We start from the raw sequence: 26270 nt of genomic DNA, 5'->3' as shown, positions 1-26270 counted from the left end.
TCTCCTCACTTCCCCTCGGCGGCCGGCTCGGCCGCGGTCGTCGTGGCCGCGCACGGCTTCGGCCGGCCCTCCGCCAGGGCAGCCCGCTCGGCGCGCTCCTTCTCCCCGGACTCGGTGTCGATCCGCACCACGGTGTCCGTGTAGATGCCGGGGGTCACCACGTGCTCCGGGTCGATCGGCTCCTCGCGGACCTCGTCCACCTGGACGATCGTGGTGGCGGCGGCCGCGGCCATGACGGGTCCGAAGTTGCGGGCGGTCTTGCGGTACACGAGGTTGCCGTGGCGGTCCGCCGCGTACGCCTTGATGAGCGCGACATCGCCGCGGATCGGGGCCTCCAGCACGTAGCGCGTGCCGTCGATCTCGCGGACCTCCTTGCCCTCGGCCAGCTGCGTGCCGTAGCCGGTGGGCGTGAAGAAGCCGCCGATGCCGGCGCCGCCGGCGCGCAGGCGCTCGGCCAGGTTGCCCTGCGGGACGAGCTCCAGCTCGATCTCCCCGGCACGGTAGGCCTCGTCGAAATGCCACGAGTCGGACTGGCGCGGGAACGAGCAGATGATCTTGGCGACCCGCCGCTCCTTGATCAGCAGCGCCAGGCCCGCGTCCGCCTGGCCCGCGTTGTTGTTGACCACCGTGAGGCCGGTGGCCCCGGACTCGAGCAGCGCGTCGATCAGCTCCATCGGCTGGCCGGCGTTGCCGAACCCGCCGATCAGCACCGTGGCGCCGTCGGTGATGCGGGAGACGGCCTGCGCGGCCGTGTCCACGAACTCCAGCATGGGGACTCCTTGGATGAGGGGGTCGGGTGGGTGCTCGGCCGGACGCGTCAGCGCGCGGCCACGTTCTCGAGGACGACGGCGATGCCCTGGCCCACGCCGATGCACAGCGCGGCCACGCCCCACCGCTCACCGGAGGCCTCGAGGCGGCGGGCCAGCGTGCCGAGCACGCGGGTGCCGGAGGCCCCGAGGGGGTGGCCGATCGCGATCGCGCCGCCCCAGGCGTTCACGATCTCCGGGTCCACGCCCCAGGCGTCCGTGCAGGCCAGGGACTGGGCGGCGAAGGCCTCGTTGAGCTCGACGGCGGCCACGTCCTTCCAGCCGATCCCGGCGCGGGACAGGGCCCGGTTCACCGCCTCCACCGGCGCGTAGCCGAAGAAGTCGGGCTCGTTGGCGGCGGTGGCGCGGCCGGCGATGCGGGCCAGGGGCTCCAGGCCGAGCACATCGGCGCCCGTCGACGAGCCCAGGAGGGCGGCCGAGGCGCCGTCGTTCATGGGCGAGGCGTTGCCCGCCGTGACGGTGCCGTTCTCCCGGCGGAACACGGCGCGCAGGCCGGCGAGGGTCTCGGGGGTGGAGTCCGGGCGGACGGTCTCGTCCCGCTCCAGGTCCGTGCCGGGCACGGCGGCCACGAGGGAGTCATACCGCCCCTCGTCCCACGCCCGCGCGGTAAGGCGGTGCGAGCGCGCGGCGAACTCGTCCTGGCGCTCGCGGGAGATGCCGAAGCGCTCGCGCAGCAGCTCCGTGGCCTCGCCGAGCGAGACGGTCCACTCCGGCGGCATCGCGTCATTGATCAGGCGCCAGCCGAGCGTGGTGTTCGCCGCCGCCAGGTCGTGCATGGGGAACGGGCGGGTGGTCTTGGGCAGCACCCACGGGGCACGGGACATCGACTCCACGCCGCCCACGAGGACCACGTCCGCCTCGCCGGTGTTGATCTGGCGGGAGGCGATGATCGCCGCGTCCAGGGAGGAGCCGCAGAGGCGGTTCACGGTGGTGCCGGGGATGGACAGCGGCAGGCCGGCCAGGAGGGTGGCCATGCGGGCCACGTTGCGGTTCTCCTCGCCCGCGCCGTTGGCGTTGCCGAAGACGACCTCGTCGATCCGCTGCGGGGCGGCGGCGTCCGTGCCGGCCTCGATCGGGCGGCCGGCGGCGGCGTCGGCCACGGCCTGGGCGGACGCGGCGCGCAGGCCCTCCAGGCCCGGGGCGCGGTCCACGAGGGTGCGGACCACGTGGGCGGCCATGTCGTCGGGGCGCACCCCCGACAGCGCGCCGCCGACCTTGCCGAAGGGGGTGCGGACGGCGTCGAACACGTAGGCATCGGTGAGGCTCATGGCCTCACCGTAGGACCGCCTCGGCGGGCGGGGAAGGGTGTGTGCGTGACGCGCACGGGCGTGCGCTGTGCGCATAGCGGACTACGCTGGCGGACATGACCGACGACGTCGACGCCCCCGGCGCACGTCCCGCGTCGGGCGGGGACGTGGTGCGCGCCCTGGCGTCCGGTCTGGCGGTGCTGCGCGCGTTCACCCCGGACACCCCCACGCTCTCGGTGAGCGAGGCCGCGACCGCCGCGGGGGTCACCCGGGCCACGGCGCGGCGCATGCTGCTGACGCTCACGGAGCTCGGCTACGCCGTGCAGGACGGGCGGCGGTTCGCGCTGACCCCGCGCGTGCTGGAGCTCGGCCACGGCTACTGGTCCGGCCGGTCCGTCTCCGAGATCCTCCGGCCGATCCTCACCCAGGCCTCGCAGCGCCTGCACCGGTCCTGCTCCGCGGGCGTGCTCCACGGGGCGCACCTGATGTACATCGCGCGTGTGCACACCGAGCGGATCCTGCGGGTGAACCTCGACGTCGGCACGCGCCTGCCCGCGTTCACCACGTCCATGGGCCGCGTGCTGCTGGCCGACCTGCCCGAGGACGAGGCCTGTGCCCTGCTCGCAGGCGCCCCGCGCACCCCCGCCACGGAGCACACCCTCACGGACGTGGACGCGCTGATGGCCGAGCTGGCGCGCGTGCGGGAGCAGGGCCACGCCGTGGTGACCGCGGAGCTGGACGCCCATCTGAGCAGCGTCGCCGTGCCCGTGCGCGACGCCGAGGGGCGAGTGGCCGTGGCGATCAACACGGCGCTGTCCCTCGGGCCGGACCATCGCGACCCGGGCGCGCGCCGGGCGGCCCTGCGGACCGGGGCCCGCGTGCCGGCGCCGCGCACGCCGGAGGTGGCGGCCGCCGTCGTGCAGGCCCTGCCGGTGCTGCGCGCCGCCGCGGACGACGCCGAGGCCGCCCTGGCCGCGCTCCAGCGCTGAGCGCCCACCCCCTTCAGCACTCCCCGCACCCGCATCCGCACCAGCACCAGCACCCGCCCCCGCGAATCGACTGCGGTTCTGACCCTTCTGAGGCCCGGAACGGCCGCCAGAAGGGTCGGAAGTGCAGTGGATTCGGAACGGGAAGGGCAGGGTGGGGGGTCAGGCCGGGAAGCGGCGGAGGTACTCCTCGAGGGAGTCGTCCGGGCGGTCCATCCACGGCACCGGGTGCGCCGCGGCCAGCGTGCCGGTCACGGTCGAGCGGTGCCGCCGGTCGCGGAACGTCCGGACGTCCTCGATCCGGGCGTCGCGCATCTCGAGGAAGGTGCGGGCCACCGCCTCGACGTCCACCTCCGGGCAGTCCGTGTGGGAGGACAGGTCCTGGATGTACGCGCCCTGGTAGGCCAGCGCGGCCGGCGGCCCGTCGATCCGCGTCATCCGCTCGAACCAGGCGTCCATGTCGGCCCGACGCTCCTCATCGCCGGGCACCGGGACGCGGCCGAGCAGCACGTCGCGGGCGAAGAAGGCCTGCGCGTCCAGGAGCGTCAGGGTGAACAGCTGCTGGGTGGCACCCAGGTAGAGCACGCGCGGGTCGGCGTGCCAGACCACGCCCTTCCACAGCCCGAACGGGGCCAGCAGGTTCGGGCCGGCCAGCGCCAGCTCGCCCGGCAGGAAGGGGTAGTGGTGGCGGTAGCCGGTGCACAGCAGCACGGCGTCGTACTCGGCGGTGGAGCCGTCCGCGAAGGTGACCTCCGCACCGTCGAACCCCTGCACCTCGGGGGCCTCGTCCATGCCGGCCGGCCACGCGATGTCCTGCGGGCGGGCACGGTAGGCGGTGGTCACGTGGGCGGCGCCGGCGCGGTGCAGCTGCAGGGCCAGGTCCTGCCCGGAGTAGGAGGAGCCCACCACGAGCACGCGACGGCCCGTGTACGGCTCCGGGCTTCGGTAGTCGTGGGCGTGCTGGACCTGCCCGGGGAAGGTCTCCACGCCGGGCCAGGACGGCAGGTGCGGGGTGTGGAAGTGCCCGGTGGCCACCACGACGCGGTCGAACCGCTCGGTGACGGCCTCGCGCGTGACCAGGTCCTCCGAGGTCACCCCGAACCCGCCGTCGTCGAGCGGCTGCACCCAGCGGACGGCCGTGGCGAATCGGATCTGCGGGCGGATGCGCCCGGCCACCTCGGCCACCCGGCCCACGATGTAGTCCCGCATGGCCTCCCGCGGGAGGTACGAGGACACGGCGCGGCCGAAATGCGCATCGAACGGGTAGTCCGGGTACTCCATGCACTCCTTGGGCCCGTTGATCCACAGGTCCCGGTACATGGCGGAGTGCACGGGCTCGCCGTGGCGGTCCGCGCCGGTGCGCCAGTCCAGGTTCCACTGGCCGCCCCAGTCGTCCTGGCGCTCGAACGCCACGACCTCCGGGACCGCCGCCCCCGCGTCCTCGGCCAGGGCGAGGCTCCTCAGCAGGGCCATGCCGGACGGGCCGGCTCCGATCAGGGCGACGCGCTCACGCATGGGTGTCCTTCCGAGAGTGGGGGTGGGGCGGCTCGGCCCGACCGTAGCACCGGCCCCCGCGAATCGACTGCGGTTCTGACCCTTCTCCGGGGTGGAACGGCCGCCAGAAGGGTCACAAGTGCAGCGGGCCACCCGCACCATGATCGACCCGCCGAACGGGGCGCGGCGGACAAGGGTCACGGCCGCCACGGCCATGAGTCCGAGGCCGTAGAGGAGGCCGGCCGGGTCCCACATGCCCAGCACGACGCCGGACCCGGCGTCGGCAAGGTCGGCATCGTGCCGGGCGAAGACCTCCTGGGCCAGCTGGAACGCGATGCTCCGGGGAGTACTCCCAGCTTCCTCTACGGCATGCGATACTCCCATCATTCATTACTCAATTCACGCGCCGTGCATGGCAGCCGTTGGCCACAACGGCATGTGACATCACTGCGCCCTCCCGAAGGAGCATCGTGGCCCGCAAGAGCAATCCTGTGTATTACGACGCCAACGGCAATGTCGTGCAGCCCCCCGCGAAGAAGAAAGGGGGGTGTCTCAAGTACGCCCTGATCGGCCTGCTCGCCCTGATCGTGATCGCCGTCCTCGCCTCCATGATGGGCGGCGGTTCGAACAGCACCTCGGAGGGGGGCGGAGAGGCCGCCTCCCAGGGCGAGACCAGCTCCAGCGACGAGGCAGCCAAGGTCGGCCTCGGCCAGGAGTTCACCGTGGGCGACTGGGCCACGACCGTTGAGTCGGTCGATACGCCCGTCGCGAGCGTCGGCCCGTCCGGCTTCTCCACGGAGGCCCAGGGCGAGTTCGTGCCCGTGCAGATCAGCGCGAAGAACAACGCCAAGGAGGAGCGGACGTTCTTCGCCGACAGCGTGAAGCTCGTCAGCGCAGACGGGGCCGAGTACAGCTACAGCACGGACGCATCGATCTACGGCACCGAGAACGGCATGAACATCGAGCCGACCAACCCGGGCAACGTGGCCAGCGGCTACCTGTGGTTCGACGTTCCGGCAGGGACCGAGATCACCCAGGTCAAGGTCTCCGGGGGCGGCCTCTCCCTCGATCAGCCGGTGGTCGTCGAGCTCGACTGATCAGCGCGCAGACGAGGCCCCATGTCCTTCCCGGGCATGGGGCCTCGTGCGCGCTGTGAACGTTGCGCTCAGAGCGGCCTGCCCTCGGCGAGGTCGGCGTCCTCCTGGGCGAGCTTGAACGCGATGTTCGCCGCCGGCACGGAGGCGTAGACCGCGGTCTGCAGGAGGATCTCCTGGATCTCCTCCCGGGTCAGGCCGTTGCGCAGGGCGGCGCGCGGGTGCATGGCGCACTCGTCCCAGTAGCCGCCGGCCACCATGGCGGAGATGGTCACGGCTGAGCGCATCCGCCGGTCCAGACCGGGCCGCGTCCAGATCGTCCCCCATGCGTAGCGGGTGATCAGGTTCTGGAAGTCCTCGGTGGTGGCGTCCTTCCTCGCCTCGGCGCGGTCCACGTGGGCGTCGCCCAGGACCTCGCGGCGCACGGCCATGCCCGCGTCGAGCACCTCCTGGGAGGTGCGGTCCATGTCGTGCCCGATGGGCTGCTCGGCGCTCATGCGCAGTCTCTCCTCGTGGTGGGGGCGTCGTCGTGCGGGGCAGGGCGGGAGGGGGCGGGCGGCTCAGCGCGCCGGGAAGGCGGCCAGGGCCGCGGCGGTGCGCTCGGGCTGCTCGAGGGGGGCCTGATGGGCGGTCTCGTCGAACACGTGGGTCACGGTGCCCGGCACCGCGGCGGCGATCTCCTCGCCCGCCGAGGGCGGGGTGACCTGGTCCGCCACGCCGTGGATCGTGAGGACGGGGACGGCGATCTCCCCGAGGCGCCCGCGCACGTCGAAGTCGGCCAGCGCCTCGCACAGGCGCGCGTAGGAATGGCGGTCCGCCTCCTGCAGGGTGTGCAGCAGGCCCGTCGTCCGCTCCGGGTGGGCCGCGATGAACCCGTCGGCGAACCAGCGCTGCGCCGAGCCCTCGACGAGGGTCGGGGTGCCGGCACGCTCCACGAGCTCGGCGCGCTCGCGCCAGGACCCCGCCTCGCCGATCTTCGCGGCGGAGCAGATCACGGCCACACCGGAGACGGTGTCCGCGTGGTCCAGGGCCAGCTGCAGCGCCACGCACCCGTTGAGGGAGACGCCCGCGAAGTGCACGGGCAGGTCCGCGGGAACGGTGCCGTCCTCCTGCAGCGCCTGCACGGCGGCGACGACGGCGTCCGCCAGCTCCGCCATCGAGAACGGCTCGGCGTGGGGCTCGGAGGCGCCGTGGCCGGGCAGGTCGTAGCCGACCACCACGGTGTCCTCAGGGAGCTGCTGCGCGGCGAGGCTCCACAGGGCCTGGACGCCGGTGCCGAGGCCGGCGCCGACCACGAGCACGCGGGCGGGGTCCTGGGCGGGCTTCAGGAGGGTGGTGGTGACACGGGGGGTGCTCATGGGCGGTCCTTCCTCTGCGGCGGCGCCGCATCCCGAGGGGCGCGGCCGGTTCTGACGGAGATGGTCTCAGGTGCGGGGCGGCGTCGTCGTGCCCCGGCGGGCGGCGAGGAGGCGGTCCACGAGGGCCTCGGCCTCCCCCGTGTAGGCGGCGGGGTCGAGGAGGTCGTCGAGGCGGGCGTCCGGAACGGACTCCGGGACCGCCGCGCGCAGCAGGGCGCGGAAGTTCCCCTCGCACGCCAGGGAGCGGTCCACGACGTCCTGGATCAGCCGCTTCCCGGAGCCCGGCTCGCCGGAGGCCTCGTCCAGCTCCGGAGCCAGCTCGGCCATGATCCGCTCGGAGACGAGCAGCGGGCCGGTGAGCTCCAGGTTGCGCCGCATGCGGTCCTCGTGGACGCGCAGGCCGGAGACGAGCTCGCGGGTCAGGGCCGCGGTCCCGCCGGCCACCCGCAGCAGGCGGCGCAGCGCGGGCCACTCGGCGTGCCAGGCCCCGTCCGGGCGCTCGTCGTCCGCGGCGCCGGCCGCCGTGTACACCCGCGCCGCGAGCCCGGGGGCGGACAGCGCGGCGGAGCGGATCAGCACGGAGAGCACGGGGTTCTGCTTGTGCGGCATCGCGGAGGAGCCGCCGCGGCCGGCCGCAAGCGGCTCACCGAGCTCGCCGTTCTCGATCCGCGCCGATGTCAGCACGTCGTTGGCGATCTTCCCGCACGCGGCCACGACGTCGGCCAGGGCCGCGGCCACGCCCGTGACGGCCATGCGGTTCGTGTCCCAGGGCCCGGCGGGGGCGGCGAGGCCCAGCTCGGCGGCGAGGTCCTCGACCAGGGTGAACGCGGTGACCTCGGGGCCGAGGGTCCCCGCGCGGTGCGCGCGGTCGACGTGCCCGGACAGGGAGGCCAGGGTGCCGGCGGCGCCGCCCCACTGGACGGGCAGGTCCGCGACGGCGGCGGCGAGCCGATCCGCGGCCTGGCCGAGGCCGTCGAGCCAGTTCGCGGCGCGCAGCCCGAAGGTGGAGGGCAGGGAGTGCTGGGCGAGGGATCGGGCGACCATCGGCGTCGAGCGGTGGGCGCGGGCCAGCTCCGCAAGCGCGTCCTGCGCGGCGGCGAGGTCCTCGGCCAGGATCGCGCCCACCCGGCCCACCATGACCATCAGCGCGGAGTCCACGACGTCCTGGCTCGTGGCGCCCAGGTGCACGGCGCGGGAGCCGGCCGGCAGCTGCGCGCGCAGCGCCTTCAGCGCCGGGATCAGGGGGGTGCCGCTGCCCTGGGCCGCGCGGGCGAGCGCGGCGAGGTCGTAGGCGTCCGGGTCGCCCGCCGCCGCGGCGGCCGCCGCCTCCGCCTCCGTGGCGAGCCCGTGCCGGGCGAGCACGCGCACCCAGGCCGCCTCGACGTCGAGCAGGTGCCCCAGGAAGGTGCGGTCCGCGGTGGCGGTCTCCGCCCGACTGCCGGCCCAGGCCGGATCCAGGAGGCCGACGTCGGCGACGGCGGCGAGGTCGGCGGCGGCTGAGGTCATGGCGGGCTCCTGGGGTCGGAGGGGTGGGATCGGGCTCCGGAGGCGGCGTCAGGCCCGACCCGTCCCGCGTGTGGGAGGGGCCGGGCCTGCGGCCGAGGCCGGCGTCAGTCGAGCTCGGGGTACTCGATGCCGGGGAACTGCAGGAACACGGTCTCCTTCGGTGCGTGCTCCCCGGGGCCCTGGATCCAGATGTCGAACTCGAGCGAGCCGTCGTCGTTCCGGGTGCCGATCAGGGTGCGACGGCGGTCCTCGTCGAGGGAGGTCAGGAACGCGTCCTGCACGATCGCCTCGGCGTCCTCGGGCAGGTACACGCGGGTGTGCAGCTTGTTCAGCAGGCCGCGGGCGAACACGACGACGTGGATGAACCGGGCGCGGTCCTCGTTCACCACGCCGGGCTCCACGGTGGAGAAGGTGTAGCGGCCCGCGTTGTCCACGGCGCAGCGGCCCCAGCCGGTGAAGGTGAAGCCGTCCTGGACGAGGGAGCCGTCCTCCTGCGAGATGACGCCCTCGGCGTCGGCCTGCCAGATCTCGATCATGGCGTCCGGGATCGGATCGCCGTTGCCGTCGTAGACGGTGCCGAACAGGCGCATCGCGTCCGCGCGGCCCGCGGGGACCAGCTGGTGGCCGTCGCGCCACGGCAGGTGGACCTGCTCGTAGCCGTTCGCGTAGCCGAAGAACGGGCCGATGGTCTGGCCCGGGGTGGGGACCAGCCTCCCGTCGGCGGTGCGCTCGGTGGTCTCGTCGATCCGCATCAGTGATCGCCCTCCTCGTCTTCCATCCAGGTGCGGTGGCTGCCCGTGAGCACGATGTCCCACCAGTAGCCGGTGTTCCACTCGTGGCTGGTCACCGAGTGGTCGTAGGTGGCCACGAGCCGGTCGCGGGCGGCCTGGTCCGTGATGCCCTGGTAGATCGGGTCCAGCGGGAACAGCGGATCGCCCGGGAAGTACATCTGGGTGATCATGCGCTGCGTGAAGTCCGTGCCGAACAGGGAGAAGTGGATGTGCGCCGGGCGCCACGCGTTGCGGTGGTTCTTCCACGGGTACGGGGCCGGCTTGATGGTGGTGAACTCGTAGGTCCCGTCCGCGCCGGTCAGTGTGCGGCCGATGCCCGTGAAGTTCGGGTCCAGCGGCGCGGGGTGCTGGTCCCGCTTGTGCACGTAGCGGCCGGCCGCGTTGGCCTGCCAGATCTCCACCAGCTGGTGGCGCACGGGGCGGCCGTCGTCGTCGAGCACGCGGCCGCGCACCTTGATGCGCTCGCCGATCGGCTCGCCGTTCTGGCCGACGGTCAGGTCCGCCTCGAGCGGGTGCACGTCGCGGTGGCCGAAGGCCGGGGACCACAGCTCCACGGTCTCGGGGTCGGCGTGCACGAGCGACTTGGTGGGGTGGCGGAACACCGACGAGCGATAGGGCGGGAAGTCGAGCCGCGGCTGGGTCTCGCCCTGGGCCTGGGCATGGACGGCCGCGATCTCTTCACTGATCTGCCCCTGCGAGTCGCGGGTGGCGGCTGGATCGAGCACGTGGGCGCTGTCGAACGTGTCGTCGTCCTTGGCCTGGGCGGCGATGCTCACGTCGGCTCCTTTCTCTGCGGGGTCGGGGATCGGTCGGGCTCAGGCGGAGGGCCAGCCGGTGTACTGCTCGGCGAGGAACTGCCGTCCGTAACGGGACTGGACCACGTTGCGGAGCTCACCGCGCACGCGCATGTCCTCGAACTCCGAGGCGTCCGGGCGGGCGTGGAGCATGGTGGTCATCCAGTAGGAGAAGTTCTGGTCCTTCCACACGCGGGTCAGCGCCGTCTCCGAGTAGGCGTCGAGCAGGTCGCGCGAGCCCGTGGCGGCCCACGACTCGAGCGCCTCGGCCAGGACGCGCACGTCCGCGAAGGCGAGGTTCAGGCCCTTCGCCCCGGTGGGCGGGACGGTGTGTCCGGCGTCGCCGGCGAGGAAGACGTTGCGGTGACTCAGCGGTGTGCGCACATAGGAGCGGAAGCCGAGCACCGTCTTGTCGATGATGGGGCCGGTCTTGAGGGTGAAGCCGTCCGGGCCGGCCACGATGCGCTGCAGCCGGTCCCAGATCCGGTCGTCGGACCAGTCCTCCACGCGGGTCGAGGGGTCGCACTGGAAGTACATGCGCTGCACGGTCTCCGAGCGCTGCGAGATCAGGCCGAAGCCATGCTCGGAGCGGGCGTAGATCAGCTCAGGCGAGGACTTGGGCGCCTCGGCGAGGATGCCGAACCAGGCGAAGGGGTACGCGTGGAAGTGGTCCTCGCCCTCGGTGTCGCGCTGGAGGGCCTTGCGGACGGTGGAACGCGAGCCGTCCGCGCCCACGAGGATGTCGCAGCGCAGTTCCTCGACCGGCCCCTCCTCGCCAGCGGCCACGGAGCGGAACCGGACGCCGGGGGTGTCCGAGTCGACGTCGAGCACCTCGAGCACCTCGGTCTCGAAGCGGACGTCGCCGCCGTCGCGCCGCCGCGCCGCGGCGAGGTCGACGAAGACCTCGTTCTGCGCGTACAGGGTGACCGTGGCACCCACAAGCTCCGGGAAGTCCAGGGCATGCGACTCGCCGTCGAAGCGCAGGATGATGCCGCGGTGCTCGTCGCCCACCGTCCTCACCCGGCCGTCGACGCCCATGTCCGTCAGCATCTCCACGCTGGGCTGCTCGAGGATGCCCGCGCGGTGGGTGTGCGCGATGGTCTCGGGGTCACGGGACTCGAGGACGACGTTGTCGATCCCCTGCCGCGCGAGCAGGTGGGAGAGCATCAGGCCGGCGGGCCCGCCGCCGACGATGCCGACGCGGGTGCGGGTCACGGGGGGCTGGGTCATGGCGTCCTTTCCGGGGGACGTCACCGGTCGGGCCGGGCGGGTCGGGCCGCGCGGCCGGGGCCGGCGGCGGAGGTCCCGACCATCCTGTGGCGCAGGACACGGCCCGCGCCCGGCCGTTCTCACTCAGTGAGAATGGCCGCCGAGTCCGCGGGCGATCCCCCGGGCGGCCGTCATCAGCAGGGGCGGCACCCCCGGGGTGTACGGCGCCTCGCGGGGGACGACGACCCCGAGCGCGGCCGCCGCCACGCCGTCGGCCCCGCGGACCGGCACGGCGACCCCCCGGGACTCCTCGTCCAACGCGCCGTCCACGGCCGCGTACCCCTCCCGCCGCACATCCGCCAGAAGCGCTCGCAGCCGCGGCTCGCTGGGCGTGGCCACCCGCGCCCGCACGCCCGCGGGCACCGCACGCCCCGACTCGAGGGGATGGTGATCCACGACGGCGCCGAGCCGGTCCCGGTGCCGGGCGATGAACCGCTCCGCCGTCTCGACCGGGGCGTGGGCGAGCAGCACGAGTCCCAGGGCGGTGGTGAACGGCGGCAGCCGACCCGCGACGTCCGCCTGGTTCACCACGGCCCCCTGGGAGGAGAGCCGGGCGAGCACGAGGACGCCGTCGTCGTCGAGGACCGCGAGCTGCGTGTGCTGCCGCAGGACCGACTGCACGTCCACGAGGAACGGCATGGCCGTCCGGGCCAGGGACATGCTCGGCGCGCTCCGGGAGGCCATCTCCCACAGCCGCAGGCCGGGCCGGACCACGCCGTCCTCGTCCTTCTGCAGCAGCTCGGCGCGCACCAGCCGGTCCACCCACCGATAGGCGGTGGCCAGGGGCAGCTCGGTGCGCCGGGCCAGGGCCGCCACGGTCAGCGCCGGACGCTCCGCGTCGAACGCGGAGCGGACCCGGATCAGCCGGTCCAGCGTGCTGCTCACGCCGGCCCGCTCACGTCAGGAAGTCGCGCGCGACCTCGAGGAAGCGGTCGTTGGCCTCCTGCTCGCCGATGCTCACGCGCACGCCCTCGCCCGCGAACGCCCGGACGGACAGGGCCCGGGCCTGGGCGGCCTCGGCGAACGCCTGCGTGCGCTCACCGAGCGGCAGCCACACGAAGTTGGCCTGCGAAGAGGGCAGGTCCCAGCCGGCCCCGGCCAGAGCGGCGGCGACGCGCTCGCGCTCGTCGACGACGACCTGCACGCGCTCGAGGACCTCGTCCAGGTGCTCGAGCGAGGCGATCGCGGCCTCCTCGGCCACCGTGGACACCGCGAACGGGGTGGCCACGGTGCGCAGGGCCTTCGTGATCTCCGGCTGCGAGACCGAGTAGCCCACGCGCAGGTTGGCCAGGCCGTGCGCCTTCGAGAAGGTGCGCAGCACGACGACGTTCGCGTGCTTGCGGTACATCTCCAGGCCCTTGACCGCGTCCTCGTCGCGGACGAACTCCACGTAGGCCTCGTCGATGACCACGAGGATGTGCGCGGGCACGCGCGCCAGGAAGTCCTCGACCTCGGCGGTCGTGAGCACGGGGCCGGTCGGGTTGTTGGGGGTGCAGAGCAGGATCACGCGGGTCCGCTCCGTGATCGCCTCCAGCATGGCCGGCAGGTCGTGGCGGTGGTCCGCCGTGAGCGGCACCTGCACGTCCACGGCGCCGGCGGTGCGCACCACGATCGGGTAGGCCTCGAAGGAGCGCCACGCGAAGATCACCTCGTCGCCCTCCCCGGCCTCGCCGTGGCCGGCGAAGGCGGTGATGACCTGGGCCAGGGCGCCGAGGGAGCCGGCGCCGGTCACGACGTCGTCCGCCGGGACGTCCAGGTGCGCGGCCAGGGCCTGGCGCAGGCCGGTGGAGAGGGTGTCCGGGTAGCGGCAGAGGGTGCTGGGCGCGCCCTCCGGGCCGGTCACGACCTGACGCACCCGGTCGATCACGCCGGGCACGGGCGCGTAGGGGTTCTCGTTCGAGGAGAGCTTGTAGGGGTGCAGGCCCGGGACGGCGACCGGCGGCTTGCCGGCGGCGTACGGCGGCAGCATGCCGACCTTCTTGTGGGGGGCGACCACGGCGGGCGTCTGCGGTGCGTCATCAGTCATGGCCACCAGGGTAATGCGGGCCGCGGACGCTGTGATCCGCCCCACGGGCCCCGGGGTTCAGGCTGCGCCGAAGGCGACGGCGACGGCCCGGGCCGCCTCACCGAGCCGGTCTCCGAGGCGCGCGGGGTCCTCCGGCCGCGTCGCGTAGACCACGGCGAGGGCGGCGGGCAGCTGGCCCGGGACCCGCAGCGGCACGGCCACCGAGGAGACGCCGGTGATGACCTCGTCGGAGCTGACGGCCCAGCCGCGCTCCCGCACGTCGTCGAGCTCGGGCCGCTCGGGCGGGGCCTCGCCGGGCAGCCGCGCCCACTCCTGTCCGGTCAGGGCGACGGCGATCGCCATCCCCGGCGCCCCGATCCCGAGGGGGTGCCGGGTCCCCGGCCGCTGCGTGACGAGGTTGCCGCTCGGCGGCTCGGCCGTGGCCAGGGTGAGGCAGTGCGCGCCGTCCCACACCACCAGGAACGCGGTCATGCCCAGGTCCGTGGAGACGGCGGTCAGGTGCGGCATGGCCGCCGCGCGTAGATCCTGCTCCACCCGGCGGGCGAGGACGGCCAGGCCGGGGGCGGCGTGGACGCGGCCGAGGCCGTCGCGGCGCAGCAGGCCGTGGGTCTCGAAGGTGCGCAGCACACGGTAGGCGACCGAGCGATGGACGCCCAGGCCGTCGGCGAGGTCGGCGATGGTGGGCGGCTCGGGCGCCTCCACGACGGTCTCGAGCAGGGTGAGCGCGCGGGAGAGCGTCTGGGAGGGCGCGCCCTCCCGGACCGGGCCGCCGTCGTGCTCCGCCATCCGTGCTCCTCGCCTCGCGTGCCGGACGTGACGCGCCCGGGGCGTGTTCGACCCGCGCGCCGGTTGTGAACCCGGTCACGTCCGCGTACAGTCTGGCACACATGTGTTCCCAGGGGGAACACCGTGTTCTCTGAGAGAACACGCCGTCGGGTGGCACGCGCGCCGCGCAGCGACATCCCCCGCAGCGAAAGGACCCTCATGCTCTTCCACCACCACGGCTACGTCTCCACGAACCCGCGCGTCCAGGTGGCGGCCGGCATCGGCCTGGACCGCCCCGCCGAGCTGCCGGACGAGATGGACGTGCTGATCGTCGGCTCGGGCCCGGCCGGCATGATCGCCGCCGCCCAGCTCGCGATGTTCCCGGACGTCCACACCCGCATCATCGAGCGCCGCCCCCACCGCCTCGAGATCGGCCAGGCGGACGGCATCCAGGCACGCTCCGTGGAGACCTTCCAGGCCTTCGGCTTCGCGAGCGAGATCATCGACGAGGCCTTCGACCTGACCTCCATGGCGTTCTGGAACCCGGCCGAGGATGACGCGGACACGATCGTGCGCACCTCGCTGGCCGAGGACGACCCGGAGGGCGTCTCCGAGTTCCCGCACCTGATCGTGAACCAGGCCCGCATCCTGGACTGGTTCGCCGAGTACATGAAGAACTCCCCCACCCGCGCGCGGCCGGACTACGGCTGGGCGTTCGAGACCCTCGAGGACACGAACGACGGCGAGCACCCCGTGCTCGTGACCCTGCGCCGCACCGTGGACGCCCAGGGCAACGCCCTCGAGGACCCCGCCTCGGGACCAACCCGCCAGGTGCGCGCCAAGTACGTGGTGGGCGCGGACGGCGCGGGCTCCCGCGTCCGCAAGGCGATCGGCCACACCCTGACCGGCGACGCCGCGAACCACGCGTGGGGCGTCATGGACGCGCTGGCCGACACGGACTTCCCGGACATCCGCACCAAGTGCGCGATCCACTCGTCCAGCGGCTCGATCCTCCTGATCCCCCGCGAGGGCGGCCACCTGTTCCGCATGTACGTGGACCTCGGCGAGGTCCCGGCGGACGACAACCACCAGGTGCGCCAGACCCCGCTCGAGGAGATCATCCGCCGGGCCCAGCAGATCCTGCGCCCCTACACGCTGGACGTGAAGGAGGTCGCCTGGCATTCGGTGTACGAGGTGGGCCACCGCCTCACCTCGGGCTTCGACAACCGCGAGCGCGTGGCCCACCCCAACGTGTTCCTGCTCGGCGACGCCTGCCACACCCACTCCGCGAAGGCCGGCCAGGGCATGAACGTGTCCATGCAGGACGGCTGGAACCTCGGCTGGAAGCTGGGCCAGGTGCTCTCCGGGATGGCCCCGGCCGAGCTCGTGCCGACCTACTCGGAGGAGCGCAAGGAGATCGCCAAGAACCTGATCGACTTCGACAAGGAGTGGTCGACGCTCATGGCCAAGCCCACCTCCGAGCTGGGCGACCCGAACGAGGTGGCCGAGTTCTACACGAAGACCGCCGAGTTCCCGGCCGGCTTCATGACGCAGTACCGGCCCTCCCTCCTCACCACGGACGCCACCGGTCAGGCGCTGGCGCAGGGCTACCCCATCGGCAAGCGCTTCAAGTCGGCGCTGGTGGAGCGCTCGTGCGACACCAACGTCAAGCACCTGGGCCACCTGCACCGCGCGGACGGCCGTTGGCGCGTCTACGTGTTCGCCGACGCCGCCTCCCCGCGCGCCGAGGATTCGAAGGTCGCGGCGTGGGCGAAGGCGATCGAGGAGGACCCGCGGTCCTTCCGCAACCGCCACACCCCGTCGGACGGGCCGGAGGACGCCCGCTTCGACATCAAGGTCGTGTACCAGCAGAAGCAGACCGAGTTCGCCCACCCGGACGTGCCGTCGGTCTTCCGGCCGACCACCGGCTCCCTCGGCCTGCACGACCTGAACAACATCTTCGCCACGTGCCGGCCCACGCACGGTGAGGACATCTTCGAGGCCCGCGGCATCAGCCGTGACGGCGCCGTCGTCGTGGTCCGCCCGGACCAGTACGTCTCCGGCGTCTTCGGCCTGGACGAGGTCGACCGCCTGAACGCGTTCTTCGCGGGAGTGCTGCTCGACGCGAACTGAGCAGGCGACGGGCGCCCCGCCGCCGGCGCGCTCACCGGGATCCCGGGGGCAGGTGGCCCCGCTCGGGCGGCGTGCGGCGCAGGCGCACCGCCCGGCTCGAGGCCACGGTGCCGGCGGTCAGCCCGGCCAACGCGGCGGAGAGCCCGGCGACCTCCGCCCGGGACGCGGGCTCGGCGGCCTCGAACTGCCGGATCAGGTCCACCTGGGCGTCGAAGTCGTGGGCGACGCCCAGGTCGTCCTCGACCGCCAGCGGAGAGGCGGTCCGGAAGCCACCCCCGGGCGCATCCCATCCGTGGCCGGCCGGGTGGAAGACCACCTCGGCCCGGCGCGACGAGACGGGGGTGGGCGCCCCGTCCGCGGCGACGGCCAGGTCCCCGTCCGAGGAGAACTCCAGCACCGCGGTCCGCCCGGTCTCCACCGCGTTGCCGGACGGCGCCGCGATCGTCATGACGCCGGCCACGGGATACACGGACGTGAAGTCCTCGCGCCCGGCCAGGTTGACGGCGTGCACCCCGCCCTGGGAGTAGCCGGCCAGGACGAGCGGGGCGCCGTGCGGGACGCCGGCCGCCTCGAGCGCCGCCCGCACCGCCGGGGCCGTGACCTCGGACCCGGAGCCGAGGGCGTCCAGCAGCCCGCCGGCGTCCCACGGGTCGGTCGACTCGGGATCCGGGATCAGGCCGCCGCGGGTGCCCGGCAGGCCCACCACCCAGGCGCGGCTCCCGTTCTCTCGCACCACCTCCGTGACCGTGAGGTCCCCGTCCCCCTCCGCGCGCGGGATGAGCGAGGCCAGCCCCGTGGCCGAGCCGTCCAGCAGGGCGGGCGCCGTCGGCCGGTCCTGCGGCGCCCCGTGCAGGGTCACCGCGCCCCGGGGCGCCGCGCCGGCGAGGGTCAGGGCGTCCGCCACCACGGTCCACGCCTCGTCCGGGGAGACCCGCAGCGCCTCGGTGAGGTCCGACGCGGCATCCGTCCCCTTCTTCGCGGCGGAGGAGACGGGCCGCTTCAGCACGCGCTTCTGCGCCCTCATCAGCATCTTCACGTCGATCCGTGCCAGGGCCGCGAGCAGGGGGAACCCGGCGGCCGCGAGCATGGCGGCCACGATGGCCTCGGGCACCGCCTGGACGACGTCCTGCACGAGCCGCTCCGCCTCGCGGGTGGTGAGGCCGTCATGGCCGTCCCGCCAGAGCAGCGCCGGCAGTTCCCCCAGGGAGGCGTCCTCGGCGGCCATGATGCCGGCCGCCGCGCGCTCGGCCTCCTCGTAGCGGGCCGCCGCGGAGAGCAGGTCACGGTGCAGCTCGGCGCACTGCTCCGACAGGTTCCGCACCCGACCGACCGCCTCCGCCAGTCGGTCCTGCAGCAGGGCGGCGGAGGCGAGCCACGTGGCCGACCGGCCCAGCCCGAAGGCGGCCGCGTCGACCTGCCACGAGGCTCCGGCCGCCTCGTCGGCGGCGTGCTCGTGCCGCCCGGCCACGACGCGCATCTCCTCGGCCTCCGCGTAGATCGAGCCCGGTCCGCCGTGCGTGCTGAAGGCCACCGCCCCCGGGCCGGCACCCCGCCCGCCGGTCACGCCGCCACCGCCAACGAGCGCAGGACGGCCAGCGCCGTCTCCTCGGCCGCCCGCTCCCGGGCCTCGGCGTCTCGGCGTGCGTCCTCCGCCTCCCGCTCGGCGGTGGCCCGCAGGGCGAGCCACTCCCCGGCCTCCCGTTCGAGCTCCGCCGCCAGGGTCGCCGCCCGCCGCACGGCCTCCCCATAGGCGCCGGCGGCCTCGCCGCGCCATGCCGTGTGCAGCGCCGAGCGCACATCCGTGGCGGCGCTGACCAGCCCGCCCAGCGCCGTGCGCAGCTGCGTCTGGGCCACGGCGAGGTCGGCGAGTGCCTGCTCGGCGGCCTCCCGCTCGCGACGGGCGGGGTCGGCCCACGCGACCAGGCGGGCGGCGTCGTCGTCGAGTCCGACGGCCCGCAGGGCCGTGGCGATCTGCTGAGGTCCGATGAGGGGTGACATGCGGCCACCGTAGGGAGGGCCCGGGCCCCGCGACCGCGGCGAGGGGCGATCCGGGGATGGGGGACGCCGTCGGGACGCCTGTGCAGGAGCCAACCCTCTCGCACCGTCCCGGCGGCCGCGTCGCACCCGGGTCGCGCCGGCTTCGGCGTGTTGACCGAGGTCACACCCTGGCCTATTCTGAACGAGCGGTCAGTAATTCGATGCGCCCCGGTGCGCCCTGACCACGGAACCAGCCCGCACTCAGCGTGAGGTGATCCCCATGACGCAGACCAGCTCCCCCCAGCACCTGGCCTCCGTCCCGTCCCCCGAGGATGCGGCCGGCCAGGAGAACTTCGACCGTCTGATCGCGGAGGACTCACGCATCGAGCCCCGCGACTGGATGCCCGAGGCGTACCGCAGGTCCCTGACCCGCCAGGTCTCCCAGCACGCGCACTCCGAGATCATCGGCATGCAGCCGGAGGCCAACTGGATCACCCGAGCCCCCTCCCTGAAGCGCAAGGCGATCCTCATGGCCAAGGTCCAGGACGAGGCCGGCCACGGCCTGTACCTGTACTCCGCCGCCGAGACCCTCGGCACCCCGCGGGACGAGCTGAACGAGCAGCTGCTCTCCGGCCGCGCGAAGTACTCCTCGATCTTCAACTACCCGGCTCGCACCTGGGCGGACATGGGCGCGATCGGCTGGCTCGTCGACGGCGCCGCGATCTGCAACCAGGTGCCGCTGTGCCGCGCCTCCTACGGCCCGTACGGCCGCGCGATGGTGCGCATCTGCAAGGAGGAGTCGTTCCACCAGCGCCAGGGCTGGGAGATCCTCTACGAGCTCTCGCACGGCACCCCGGAGCAGAAGCAGATGGCCCAGGACGCCGTGGACCGCTTCTACGGCCCGGCCCTGCAGATGTTCGGCCCGCCGGACGAGGACTCCCCCAACTCCCGCCAGTCCATGGCGTGGAAGGTCAAGCGCTTCTCCAACGACGACCTGCGCCAGCGCTTCGTGGACATGATCGTCCCGCAGGCCGAGGCCCTCGGCCTCACCCTGCCGGACCCGGACCTGAAGTGGAACGAGGAGCGCGGCCACTACGACTTCGGCGAGCTGGACTGGGACGAGTTCATGTCCGTGATCAAGGGCGACGGCCCCATGAACACCCAGCGCATGGCCCGTCGCATCCAGGCCCACGAGGAGGGCGCCTGGGTCCGCGAGGCCGCCGCCGCCTACGCCTGCCGCCAGGCCGAGCAGAACGCGCCGGCCGAGACCCACCTGATCGGAGCCTGACCCATGAGCGAGACCACCGCCGCCTCCCACGCCTGGCCCCTGTGGGAGGTCTTCGTCCGCGCCAACCGCGGCCTCTCCCACGTGCACGCCGGCTCGCTGCACGCCCCGGACGCCACCCTGGCGCTGCGCAACGCGCGTGACCTGTACACCCGCCGCAACGAGGGCACCTCCGTGTGGGTCGTCCCGGCCGAGGCCATCGCGGCCTCCGACCCGGACTCCAAGGGCGGCTTCTTCGAGTCCGCGCAGGGCAAGTCCTACCGTCACGCCACCTACTACCAGCAGTCCGAGGGGGTGCCGCACCTGTGAGCTTCGCGACCAACGACTCCGCCACGAGGCACTCCGCGGGCGTGGCCATCACCGCCGAGGAGATCGCGGCGGGCGAGCAGAAGGCGAGCGACGACGTCGCCCGCTACGCCCTCGCCCTCGGCGACGACGCCCTGATGCTCGGTCAGCGCCTGTCCTGGTGGATCTCGCGCGCCCCGGAGCTCGAGGAGGACATCGCCCTGGGCAACATCGCCCTGGACCTCGTGGGCCACGCCCGCTTCCTCCTCTCCTACGCCGGCACCGCGTGGGGCAAGACCGAGGACGAGCTCGCGTACTTCCGCGACGAGGAGGAGTTCCGCTCCGTCCGCCTCGTGGAGGCCGAGAACGGCGACTTCGCCAAGACGATCGCCCGCCAGCTGTACTACTCCTTCTACTCGTACGAGCTGTACACCCGCCTGCGCGAGTCCACGGACTCCACGCTCGCCGCCATCGCGGACAAGGCCCTCAAGGAGGTCCTGTACCACCAGGACCACGCCGCCCTGTGGCTGCAGCGCCTGGGCCTGGGCACCGAGGAGTCGAAGCGCCGCATGCAGCGCGGCCTGGACGAGCTGTGGCCCTACGTGGCCGAGCTCTTCCACGACGACGACGTCGTCCGCGCCCTCGCCGAGCAGGGCGTCGCCGTGCTGCCGTCCTCGCTCGAGGAGCCCACGATGACCCGCATCCGCGCGGCCATCGAGGAGGCCGGCCTGACCGTCCCGACGACGGGCACCGCCCGCGGCGGCGACCGTTCCGGTGCCATGAGCGAGTACCGCGGGTACATCCTCGCGGAGATGCAGTCCCTGGCGCGCCGTCACCCGGGAGCGACCTGGTGACCACCGCCAGCGAGCTGCGCCCCGCCGATCCCGCCGACGCGCGGGTCTGGGATGCGGCCTCCACCGTGCACGACCCGGAGATCCCCGTGCTGTCCATCGCGGACCTCGGGATCCTCCGGGAGGCACGGGCCGATGGCGAGAGGGCCGTCGTCGTCATCACGCCCACCTATTCCGGCTGTCCCGCCATGGACACCATCACCACGGACGTCAGCCGCGCGCTCGAGCGCGCCGGGTTCCCCGACGCCGAGGTGCGCCTGGTGCTCCAGCCGGCGTGGACCACGGACTGGATGACGGACGAGGGCAAGGCCAAGCTCAACGAGTACGGCATCGCCCCGCCCGTCGCGCGCACCACGGACGGCCCGGTCAGGATCGGCATGGCCGTGAAGTGCCCGCGCTGCCACTCCCTGAACACCCGCGAGATCACCCGCTTCGGCTCCACCTCCTGCAAGGCCCTCTACACCTGCCGGGAGTGCCTCGAGCCCTTCGACTACTTCAAGGTGCACTGATGACCGAGACCACCGACGTCCCCACCACCGGCAAGCGCCGCGCCACGTTCAACACCCTCGAGGTGTCCGAGCTGCGCCGCCTGACCGACGACTCCGTGGAGATCACCTTCGCGGTGCCCGAGGAGCTCGCCGACGACTACGACTACGTGCCGGGCCAGTACGTGGCCCTGCGCAAGGAGCTCGACGGCGCCGAGGTGCGCCGCTCCTACTCGATCTGCGCCGTCCCGAAGCGCGGCGAGATCCGCGTGGCCGTGAAGAAGGACATCGGCGGCAAGTTCTCCACGTGGGCCAACGAGAGCCTCGAGGTCGGCGAGAAGATCGACGTGATGAACCCGCAGGGCGCGTTCACGTCCCGCACGCACGTCACCTCTCTCAACGACGCCCAGAAGGTGGCGGCGGAGAAGGTCGCGGAGAAGAAGGACACGCACCTGGTGGCGTTCGCGGCCGGCTCGGGCATCACCCCGATCATGGCGATCGCCAAGGCCGTGCTCGCGGCCTCCGAGACCTCGCGCTTCGACCTGGTCTACGCGAACCGCTCCGCCATGGACGTGATGTTCGCCGAGGAGATCGGCGACCTCAAGGACAAGTACCCGGCCCGGTTCACGGTGCACCACGTGCTCTCCCGCGAGCAGCGCGTGTCCCCGCTGCTCTCCGGCCGCATCGACGAGGACAAGCTCACCACCCTCCTGGACCGCGTGATCGACGTGGAGGGCACCGACGAGTGGTTCCTCTGCGGCCCGTTCGAGCTCGTGCAGCTCACGCGTGAGACGCTCGCCGCCCGCGGCGTGTCCGAGGACGACGTGCGCTTCGAGCTGTTCACCACCGGCCGTCCGGAGAACCCGCAGGGCCACTCCGGACGTGTCGTCGAGGTGGACCCGAAGGGCGACAACGTGACCATCGAGTTCAACCTCGACGGCCTCACCGCCAAGGTCGAGTCCCCCAAGTCCGCCCACGAGACCGTCCTCAACGCGGCGCTGCGCGTCCGCTCGGACGTGCCCTTCGCGTGCGCCGGCGGCGTGTGCGGCACCTGCCGCGCCAAGGTCGTCGACGGCGCGTACGAGATGGACGAGAACTATGCGCTCGAGAAGGACGAGGTGGAGAAGGGCTACGTGCTCACGTGCCAGACCCGCCCGACCTCCGACTCGATCACGCTGGACTTCGACGCCTGAGCGCCCGCCCACGAGACCGAAGGAGCCCCCGATGATCGAGATCACCGTCGAGAACGGCGTCGCCGAGATCGTGCTGGACGCCCCCCAGAGGATGAACGCCCTGGACGAGGCCGCGCTGGCCGAACTCCAGGCCGCCTACGAGCGGGCCGCCGCCGGCGTCGAGTCCGGCGAGGTCCGGGCCGTGCTGCTGCGCGGCGAGGGCCGCGGCTTCTGCGCGGGCCGCGACATCTCCGCCGTGGTCCCGGCCGAGGACGACGCCACCGCCTACCTGCGGGGCAAGGTCACCCCGGTGCTGCGGGCCATGTCCGCGATCCCGGTCCCCACCTTCGCGGCGGTGCAGGGCGCCTGCCTGGGTGTGGGCCTGGGCCTCGCGATCGCCACGGACGTGGTGTACGTGGCCGAGGACGCGAAGATCGGCTCGCCGTTCGCGAACCTCGGGGCCACCCTGGACTCCGGCGGCCACTGGCTGTTCACCGAGCGCCTGGGCGCGCACCGCACCCTGGACCTGATCTACACGGCCGAGCTCCTCTCGGGCGTCGAGGCCGTCCAGGCCGGGCTGTTCTCCCGGGCCCTGCCCGCGGACGAGCTGCTCGAGTTCACCCGTGCGAAGGTCGCCCAGGTGGCCTCCGGCGCGACCCTCGCGTTCCGCGCGTCGAAGGAGCTCGTGGCCCAGGTCCGCGACCGGCGCGTGGGCCTGTGGGAGTCCCTCGACGCGGAGAACATCGCCCAGGGCGAGCTCTGCGGCACCGCCGACTACGCCGAGGGCTTCCATGCCTTCCAGGAGAAGCGGAAGCCGGAGTTCACCGGCCGCGGCTGAGCCGCCGCACCCCGCCACCGACGACGGCGCCGCACCCTTCGCACGAGGGGCGCGGCGCCGTCGTCGTCCCGGCTACGCCGCGTCACATTCCCGTCATCAGCCTGGATCGTGGCGTAAGTCACATGGGATCGTATGCGGTGACGGGTGTCACTTCCCGACCGATCGGTCGGGTGCCACACCGTCCCGCCGCCGTCTCACGGTCGGCCGCCGCACCGCATCCCAGGAGCACCCATGAGCCACACCGTCGCATCCCCCGCGGCGACCGCCCCCGCGCGCGATCGCCGCGAGGAGCGCAAGGTCATCGCCGGCACCGTCGTCGGCACCACCATCGAGTGGTACGACTTCTTCATCTTCGCCCAGGCCACCGCACTCGTCTTCGCCGCCCTCTTCTTCCAGCCGATGGGCGAGAACGGCTCCCAGATCGCCGCGTGGGCCACCCTCGGCATCTCCTTCCTCATCCGCCCGCTCGGCGCGATCATCGCCGGCCACCTCGGCGACCGCTTCGGCCGCAAGTTCGTCCTTTCCCTCACGCTGATCGGCATGGGCCTGGCCACCACCCTCATCGGCCTGCTGCCCACCTACGCCCAGATCGGTGTGTGGGCCCCGATCCTGCTCGTCGTGCTGCGCCTGCTGCAGGGCCTGTCCGCCGGCGGCGAGTGGGGCGGCGCGGCGCTGCTGTCCGTGGAGCACGCCCCCCACGGCAAGCGCGGCCTGTTCGGCTCCGCTCCGCAGATCGGCGTGCCGCTGGGCATGATCCTGGCCACCGGCGTGCTGTTCATCGTGCGCTCCACCATGTCCGAGGAGCAGTTCCTCACCTGGGGCTGGCGCATCCCGTTCCTGATCTCCGTGATCCTGATCGTGGTCGGCTACCTGATCCGCAAGGCCGTCGAGGAGTCCCCGGTCTTCAAGGAGATGCAGCAGCTCAAGGTGGACGAGTCCGCCCCGCTGGGCGAGCTCTTCCGGCACCACACCAAGGAGGTCATCCTCGCCGCCGTGATCTTCGCCGCGAACAACGGCGTCGGCTACCTGCTCATCGCGTGGTTCTCGAAGTACGGCGGCCCGAAGGGTCTGGGCATGACCTCCTCCGAGGTGCTCATCGCGAGCCTCGTCGGCGGCGTCGGCTGGTTCATCTTCACCCTGCTCGGCGGCTGGGTCTCGGACAAGATCGGCCGCAAGCTGACCTTCGTGTTCGGCTACGGGTTCCTGATCGTCTGGGCCTTCCCGCTGTTCGGGCTGCTGAACACCGCATCTCTGCCGCTGTTCTCGCTGGGCCTGTTCGTCCTGACCCTCGGCCTGGGTCCGTCCTACGGCCCGCAGTCGGCGATGTACGCCGAGATGTTCCCGGCCCGCGTCCGCTTCTCCGGCGTCTCCATCGGCTACGCGCTCGGCACCATCATCGGCGGCGCCTTCGCCCCTCTGATCGCCGACCAGCTCGTGAAGACCGGCTGGGAGAACGTGGCCTGGTACATCATCGCGATCTCCGCGGTCTCGCTCATCGCCGTCCTGTTCGTCCCCAAGGGCATCCAGGACCGCGAGCTGCACGACGAGCAGGTCGTCGCCACCCGCTCCCACCCGGTGGTGCCGGCCTGATCCGGCCCGCCTGACGGGCTTCGCCCGTCCCCACCCCACGACGACGGCGCGTCCTCCTCCGGAAGGGCGCGCCGTCGTCGTGGGCGACCGGACCGGCGCCGAGGCCCGCAGACACGCCGCTACCTCGGGGACGAAACGGCGCGTCTGCGGGCCTCGGCGCGGGGTGCGCCGGGTCAGACGCCGATCGACTTGGCCTCGGCGCAGCCGCCCGGCGGTGCGACGACGGCGGCGAGGAGGTCGGCGCGGGGGAGGGTCTCGCCACGGGGTTCCTTCCACCGAACGGCCACGACCGAGGCGCTGTGCGGCGCGCCCACCCCAGTGCAGCCGATCACCCGTCCGCCACACCCCGCCCCCGCAGGCGATACCCCCGTACATGATGGGGCGACGGGGCTTGGACAGCACCCGAGACTCTTAACCTGTCTCCCTGTTGTGATCCACTCAGCACATGGAGGGAAACACCACACCATGGATCATCGTTCTCGTTCTCACCGGCTGCCTCGCTCTACTGGCCGCTTGGCATCGGTTTCGAACGAGGCGCCTCCAGGCCTCGCTGGAGTCGACCAAGGAGGAGTCCGAAGCCAGCCTGAGCGAACTGGCAACCGAGAGCGCTGCGCAACGGGAGCAGATCCATTCGGACTACTCCATCGAGCTGGCCGCCAAACAACCGGCGCATGACCAATACGTTCGAGCCCTCAGCGACCGTCACCAGAATGATGTGCGGGGCATGGACCATGACCGGAGGGTCCTCGTCGAGCGCTATGAGGCACTCGCGAAGAAGCTGGACTCTGCCACGAACTACGAGCAGCCATCACGGCGGTTCATTCTCGACCAGTGCCGGAGACTCGACCTGAACGGAGTCCTTCTCACAAATATTCGATTCCCCACGCCGACTGATGACGGCAGATACTTCCTGCACCAGGTCGACCATCTCCTGCTGACCGAGAGGTCGGTGACGCTCATCGAGAACAAGCACTGGACGGGACTCATCTTCGACGGCACCCTGCCGCGGGGCGAGCACCGGTCGTGGAAGCTCCTCTTCCCCGACCTCGACCTCGGTGACGACTTCGCGATCCAGCTCCAACGCAAGGCCGAGACCCCCGGGCAGATCGACGTCCGCATCGTGGCCGAGGACCACAACGCACGATCCCCCAGGAGGCAGGCCATCAACCAGGCGGCCGACCTGCGGACCTATCTGCAGAGTCTGTCCGACTGCCGGGCCCCTGACTTCATCCACCCGGCCGTCTTCTACTCCCACTCCGACAGCTACGTCGTCGCCACTGATGAGCGCCTAGGACGGCGGAAGGTGGACGTCCCGGTCCTGACGACCGTGGGGAACTCGGTCCACGACCTCCTGCTCCTGCGCTCCCGGGAGCCGGGGCCGAGCGTCGACGTGCGGTGCATTGTCGACGCCCTCGCTCCCCAGACCACGGACATCACCGGGTTTGGCACGTTCGCCGGGTCCTGGACCTCGACCTTCACGTGACCGCCCACCCCGTC

At 72.7% G+C, this 26270-nt stretch carries 25 protein-coding genes; 11 read left to right on the top strand and 14 right to left on the bottom strand.

Annotated features, from left to right (window positions below; genetic code table 11):
* Window positions 1-5: 5 nt before the first annotated feature.
* Both ACUJ8O_RS09620 and ACUJ8O_RS09615 read right to left on the bottom strand, forming a co-directional pair.
* A complete protein-coding gene (locus tag ACUJ8O_RS09620) occupies window positions 6-770 on the bottom strand; it encodes a 3-oxoacid CoA-transferase subunit A (protein WP_036339722.1) in 765 nt (254 codons plus the stop codon).
* 47 nt (window positions 771-817) lie between these two features.
* On the bottom strand, window positions 818-2095 hold the full coding sequence (locus ACUJ8O_RS09615; RefSeq protein ID WP_036339724.1) for a thiolase family protein: 1278 nt from the start codon (window positions 2093-2095) through the stop codon (window positions 818-820).
* 95 nt (window positions 2096-2190) lie between these two features.
* Here ACUJ8O_RS09615 and ACUJ8O_RS09610 point away from each other — a divergent pair, with 95 nt between their 5' ends.
* On the top strand, window positions 2191-3063 hold the full coding sequence (locus ACUJ8O_RS09610; RefSeq protein ID WP_052001203.1) for an IclR family transcriptional regulator domain-containing protein: 873 nt from the start codon (window positions 2191-2193) through the stop codon (window positions 3061-3063).
* Between the two features lie 159 nt (window positions 3064-3222).
* On the opposite strand, the gene ACUJ8O_RS09605 is transcribed toward ACUJ8O_RS09610, so the two are convergent.
* Entirely contained in the window at window positions 3223-4575 is a 1353-nt protein-coding gene (locus ACUJ8O_RS09605; protein WP_020624472.1) for an NAD(P)-binding domain-containing protein, read from the bottom strand.
* 449 nt (window positions 4576-5024) lie between these two features.
* Between ACUJ8O_RS09605 and ACUJ8O_RS09600 the strand changes: the two genes are divergently transcribed.
* A complete protein-coding gene (locus tag ACUJ8O_RS09600; protein ID WP_129867092.1) occupies window positions 5025-5651 on the top strand; it encodes a DUF4352 domain-containing protein in 627 nt (208 codons plus the stop codon).
* 68 nt (window positions 5652-5719) lie between these two features.
* On the opposite strand, the gene ACUJ8O_RS09595 is transcribed toward ACUJ8O_RS09600, so the two are convergent.
* From ACUJ8O_RS09595 to ACUJ8O_RS09555, 9 genes are all read right to left on the bottom strand, one after another.
* Window positions 5720-6145: a carboxymuconolactone decarboxylase family protein gene (locus ACUJ8O_RS09595; protein ID WP_020625039.1), complete on the bottom strand. Its 426-nt coding sequence runs from the start codon at window positions 6143-6145 to the stop codon at window positions 5720-5722.
* Between the two features lie 63 nt (window positions 6146-6208).
* A complete protein-coding gene (locus tag ACUJ8O_RS09590; RefSeq protein ID WP_020625038.1) occupies window positions 6209-7006 on the bottom strand; it encodes an alpha/beta fold hydrolase in 798 nt (265 codons plus the stop codon).
* A 66-nt stretch (window positions 7007-7072) separates the two neighbouring features.
* Window positions 7073-8512: a lyase family protein gene (locus ACUJ8O_RS09585; RefSeq protein WP_095347251.1), complete on the bottom strand. Its 1440-nt coding sequence runs from the start codon at window positions 8510-8512 to the stop codon at window positions 7073-7075.
* A 104-nt stretch (window positions 8513-8616) separates the two neighbouring features.
* Window positions 8617-9264, bottom strand: coding sequence for a protocatechuate 3,4-dioxygenase subunit alpha (gene pcaG, locus ACUJ8O_RS09580; protein WP_020625037.1), 648 nt, complete (start codon window positions 9262-9264; stop codon window positions 8617-8619).
* Window positions 9264-10073, bottom strand: coding sequence for a protocatechuate 3,4-dioxygenase subunit beta (pcaH, locus tag ACUJ8O_RS09575; RefSeq protein ID WP_196489408.1), 810 nt, complete (start codon window positions 10071-10073; stop codon window positions 9264-9266). Before pcaH ends, pcaG begins: the two co-directional genes overlap by 1 nt.
* Before the next feature lie 45 nt (window positions 10074-10118).
* On the bottom strand, window positions 10119-11327 hold the full coding sequence (locus ACUJ8O_RS09570; protein ID WP_036316631.1) for a 4-hydroxybenzoate 3-monooxygenase: 1209 nt from the start codon (window positions 11325-11327) through the stop codon (window positions 10119-10121).
* Between the two features lie 123 nt (window positions 11328-11450).
* Entirely contained in the window at window positions 11451-12251 is an 801-nt protein-coding gene (locus ACUJ8O_RS09565) for an IclR family transcriptional regulator (protein ID WP_445373339.1), read from the bottom strand.
* A gap of 10 nt (window positions 12252-12261) precedes the next feature.
* On the bottom strand, window positions 12262-13392 hold the full coding sequence (locus ACUJ8O_RS09560) for a histidinol-phosphate transaminase (protein ID WP_445373338.1): 1131 nt from the start codon (window positions 13390-13392) through the stop codon (window positions 12262-12264).
* A 57-nt stretch (window positions 13393-13449) separates the two neighbouring features.
* Window positions 13450-14178, bottom strand: coding sequence for an IclR family transcriptional regulator (locus tag ACUJ8O_RS09555; RefSeq protein ID WP_049146523.1), 729 nt, complete (start codon window positions 14176-14178; stop codon window positions 13450-13452).
* A 198-nt stretch (window positions 14179-14376) separates the two neighbouring features.
* Between ACUJ8O_RS09555 and ACUJ8O_RS09550 the strand changes: the two genes are divergently transcribed.
* Entirely contained in the window at window positions 14377-16290 is a 1914-nt protein-coding gene (locus tag ACUJ8O_RS09550) for an FAD-binding monooxygenase (protein ID WP_445373337.1), read from the top strand.
* A 31-nt stretch (window positions 16291-16321) separates the two neighbouring features.
* Here ACUJ8O_RS09550 and ACUJ8O_RS09545 read toward each other — a convergent pair whose 3' ends face one another.
* Together ACUJ8O_RS09545 and ACUJ8O_RS09540 are read right to left on the bottom strand one after the other, a co-directional pair.
* Window positions 16322-17821, bottom strand: coding sequence for a hypothetical protein (locus tag ACUJ8O_RS09545; RefSeq protein ID WP_445373336.1), 1500 nt, complete (start codon window positions 17819-17821; stop codon window positions 16322-16324).
* Window positions 17822-17850: 29 nt separating this feature from the next.
* A complete protein-coding gene (locus ACUJ8O_RS09540; protein ID WP_095347247.1) occupies window positions 17851-18288 on the bottom strand; it encodes a hypothetical protein in 438 nt (145 codons plus the stop codon).
* Window positions 18289-18547: 259 nt separating this feature from the next.
* Here ACUJ8O_RS09540 and paaA point away from each other — a divergent pair, with 259 nt between their 5' ends.
* The 8 genes from paaA (at window position 18548) to ACUJ8O_RS09500 (ending at window position 26256) form a co-directional block, all read left to right on the top strand.
* A complete protein-coding gene (gene paaA / locus ACUJ8O_RS09535; protein WP_445373335.1) occupies window positions 18548-19555 on the top strand; it encodes a 1,2-phenylacetyl-CoA epoxidase subunit PaaA in 1008 nt (335 codons plus the stop codon).
* 3 nt (window positions 19556-19558) lie between these two features.
* Window positions 19559-19861 (top strand): 1,2-phenylacetyl-CoA epoxidase subunit PaaB, encoded by a 303-nt coding sequence (gene paaB / locus ACUJ8O_RS09530; RefSeq protein ID WP_020624884.1) that lies wholly within the window; start codon window positions 19559-19561, stop codon window positions 19859-19861.
* The gene (paaC, locus tag ACUJ8O_RS09525) at window positions 19858-20691 is read left to right on the top strand and encodes a 1,2-phenylacetyl-CoA epoxidase subunit PaaC (RefSeq protein WP_095347245.1); all 834 of its coding nucleotides are present in this window, start codon (window positions 19858-19860) and stop codon (window positions 20689-20691) included. Before paaB ends, paaC begins: the two co-directional genes overlap by 4 nt.
* The gene (gene paaD, locus ACUJ8O_RS09520) at window positions 20688-21197 is read left to right on the top strand and encodes a 1,2-phenylacetyl-CoA epoxidase subunit PaaD (RefSeq protein ID WP_061866840.1); all 510 of its coding nucleotides are present in this window, start codon (window positions 20688-20690) and stop codon (window positions 21195-21197) included. Before paaC ends, paaD begins: the two co-directional genes overlap by 4 nt.
* Complete coding sequence (gene paaE / locus ACUJ8O_RS09515; RefSeq protein WP_061866839.1) at window positions 21197-22366, top strand: 1,2-phenylacetyl-CoA epoxidase subunit PaaE; 1170 nt, start codon at window positions 21197-21199, stop codon at window positions 22364-22366. The genes paaD and paaE overlap by 1 nt, the downstream gene beginning before the upstream one ends.
* A 31-nt stretch (window positions 22367-22397) precedes the next feature.
* Window positions 22398-23183, top strand: coding sequence for an enoyl-CoA hydratase/isomerase family protein (locus tag ACUJ8O_RS09510; RefSeq protein WP_445373334.1), 786 nt, complete (start codon window positions 22398-22400; stop codon window positions 23181-23183).
* Between the two features lie 231 nt (window positions 23184-23414).
* A complete protein-coding gene (locus tag ACUJ8O_RS09505; protein ID WP_445373333.1) occupies window positions 23415-24773 on the top strand; it encodes an MFS transporter in 1359 nt (452 codons plus the stop codon).
* Window positions 24774-25218: 445 nt separating this feature from the next.
* Window positions 25219-26256 (top strand): nuclease-related domain-containing protein, encoded by a 1038-nt coding sequence (locus ACUJ8O_RS09500; RefSeq protein WP_041102590.1) that lies wholly within the window; start codon window positions 25219-25221, stop codon window positions 26254-26256.
* Window positions 26257-26270 lie beyond the last annotated feature (14 nt).

Source organism: Micrococcus sp. EWR3.9.1 (assembly GCF_052615555.1).
This window is presented reverse-complemented; position numbering and strand designations above follow the sequence as displayed.

Excerpts from the sequence above, each read along its gene's own strand:
- ACUJ8O_RS09605 (WP_020624472.1), bottom strand. The coding sequence starts at position 4,575 with ATGCGTGAGCGCGTCGCCCTGATCGGAGCCGGCCCGTCCGGCATGGCC.
- paaA (WP_445373335.1), top strand. The coding sequence starts at position 18,548 with ATGACGCAGACCAGCTCCCCCCAGCACCTGGCCTCCGTCCCGTCCCCC.
- ACUJ8O_RS09585 (WP_095347251.1), bottom strand. The coding sequence starts at position 8,512 with ATGACCTCAGCCGCCGCCGACCTCGCCGCCGTCGCCGACGTCGGCCTC.
- ACUJ8O_RS09510 (WP_445373334.1), top strand. The coding sequence starts at position 22,398 with ATGATCGAGATCACCGTCGAGAACGGCGTCGCCGAGATCGTGCTGGAC.
- ACUJ8O_RS09570 (WP_036316631.1), bottom strand. The coding sequence starts at position 11,327 with ATGACCCAGCCCCCCGTGACCCGCACCCGCGTCGGCATCGTCGGCGGC.
- ACUJ8O_RS09615 (WP_036339724.1), bottom strand. The coding sequence starts at position 2,095 with ATGAGCCTCACCGATGCCTACGTGTTCGACGCCGTCCGCACCCCCTTC.
- ACUJ8O_RS09540 (WP_095347247.1), bottom strand. The coding sequence starts at position 18,288 with ATGTCACCCCTCATCGGACCTCAGCAGATCGCCACGGCCCTGCGGGCC.
- ACUJ8O_RS09550 (WP_445373337.1), top strand. The coding sequence starts at position 14,377 with ATGCTCTTCCACCACCACGGCTACGTCTCCACGAACCCGCGCGTCCAG.
- ACUJ8O_RS09560 (WP_445373338.1), bottom strand. The coding sequence starts at position 13,392 with ATGACTGATGACGCACCGCAGACGCCCGCCGTGGTCGCCCCCCACAAG.
- paaE (WP_061866839.1), top strand. The coding sequence starts at position 21,197 with ATGACCGAGACCACCGACGTCCCCACCACCGGCAAGCGCCGCGCCACG.
- ACUJ8O_RS09595 (WP_020625039.1), bottom strand. The coding sequence starts at position 6,145 with ATGAGCGCCGAGCAGCCCATCGGGCACGACATGGACCGCACCTCCCAG.
- ACUJ8O_RS09620 (WP_036339722.1), bottom strand. The coding sequence starts at position 770 with ATGCTGGAGTTCGTGGACACGGCCGCGCAGGCCGTCTCCCGCATCACC.
- paaB (WP_020624884.1), top strand. The coding sequence starts at position 19,559 with ATGAGCGAGACCACCGCCGCCTCCCACGCCTGGCCCCTGTGGGAGGTC.
- ACUJ8O_RS09505 (WP_445373333.1), top strand. The coding sequence starts at position 23,415 with ATGAGCCACACCGTCGCATCCCCCGCGGCGACCGCCCCCGCGCGCGAT.
- ACUJ8O_RS09555 (WP_049146523.1), bottom strand. The coding sequence starts at position 14,178 with ATGGCGGAGCACGACGGCGGCCCGGTCCGGGAGGGCGCGCCCTCCCAG.
- ACUJ8O_RS09500 (WP_041102590.1), top strand. The coding sequence starts at position 25,219 with ATGGAGGGAAACACCACACCATGGATCATCGTTCTCGTTCTCACCGGC.
- ACUJ8O_RS09610 (WP_052001203.1), top strand. The coding sequence starts at position 2,191 with ATGACCGACGACGTCGACGCCCCCGGCGCACGTCCCGCGTCGGGCGGG.
- pcaG (WP_020625037.1), bottom strand. The coding sequence starts at position 9,264 with ATGCGGATCGACGAGACCACCGAGCGCACCGCCGACGGGAGGCTGGTC.
- ACUJ8O_RS09590 (WP_020625038.1), bottom strand. The coding sequence starts at position 7,006 with ATGAGCACCCCCCGTGTCACCACCACCCTCCTGAAGCCCGCCCAGGAC.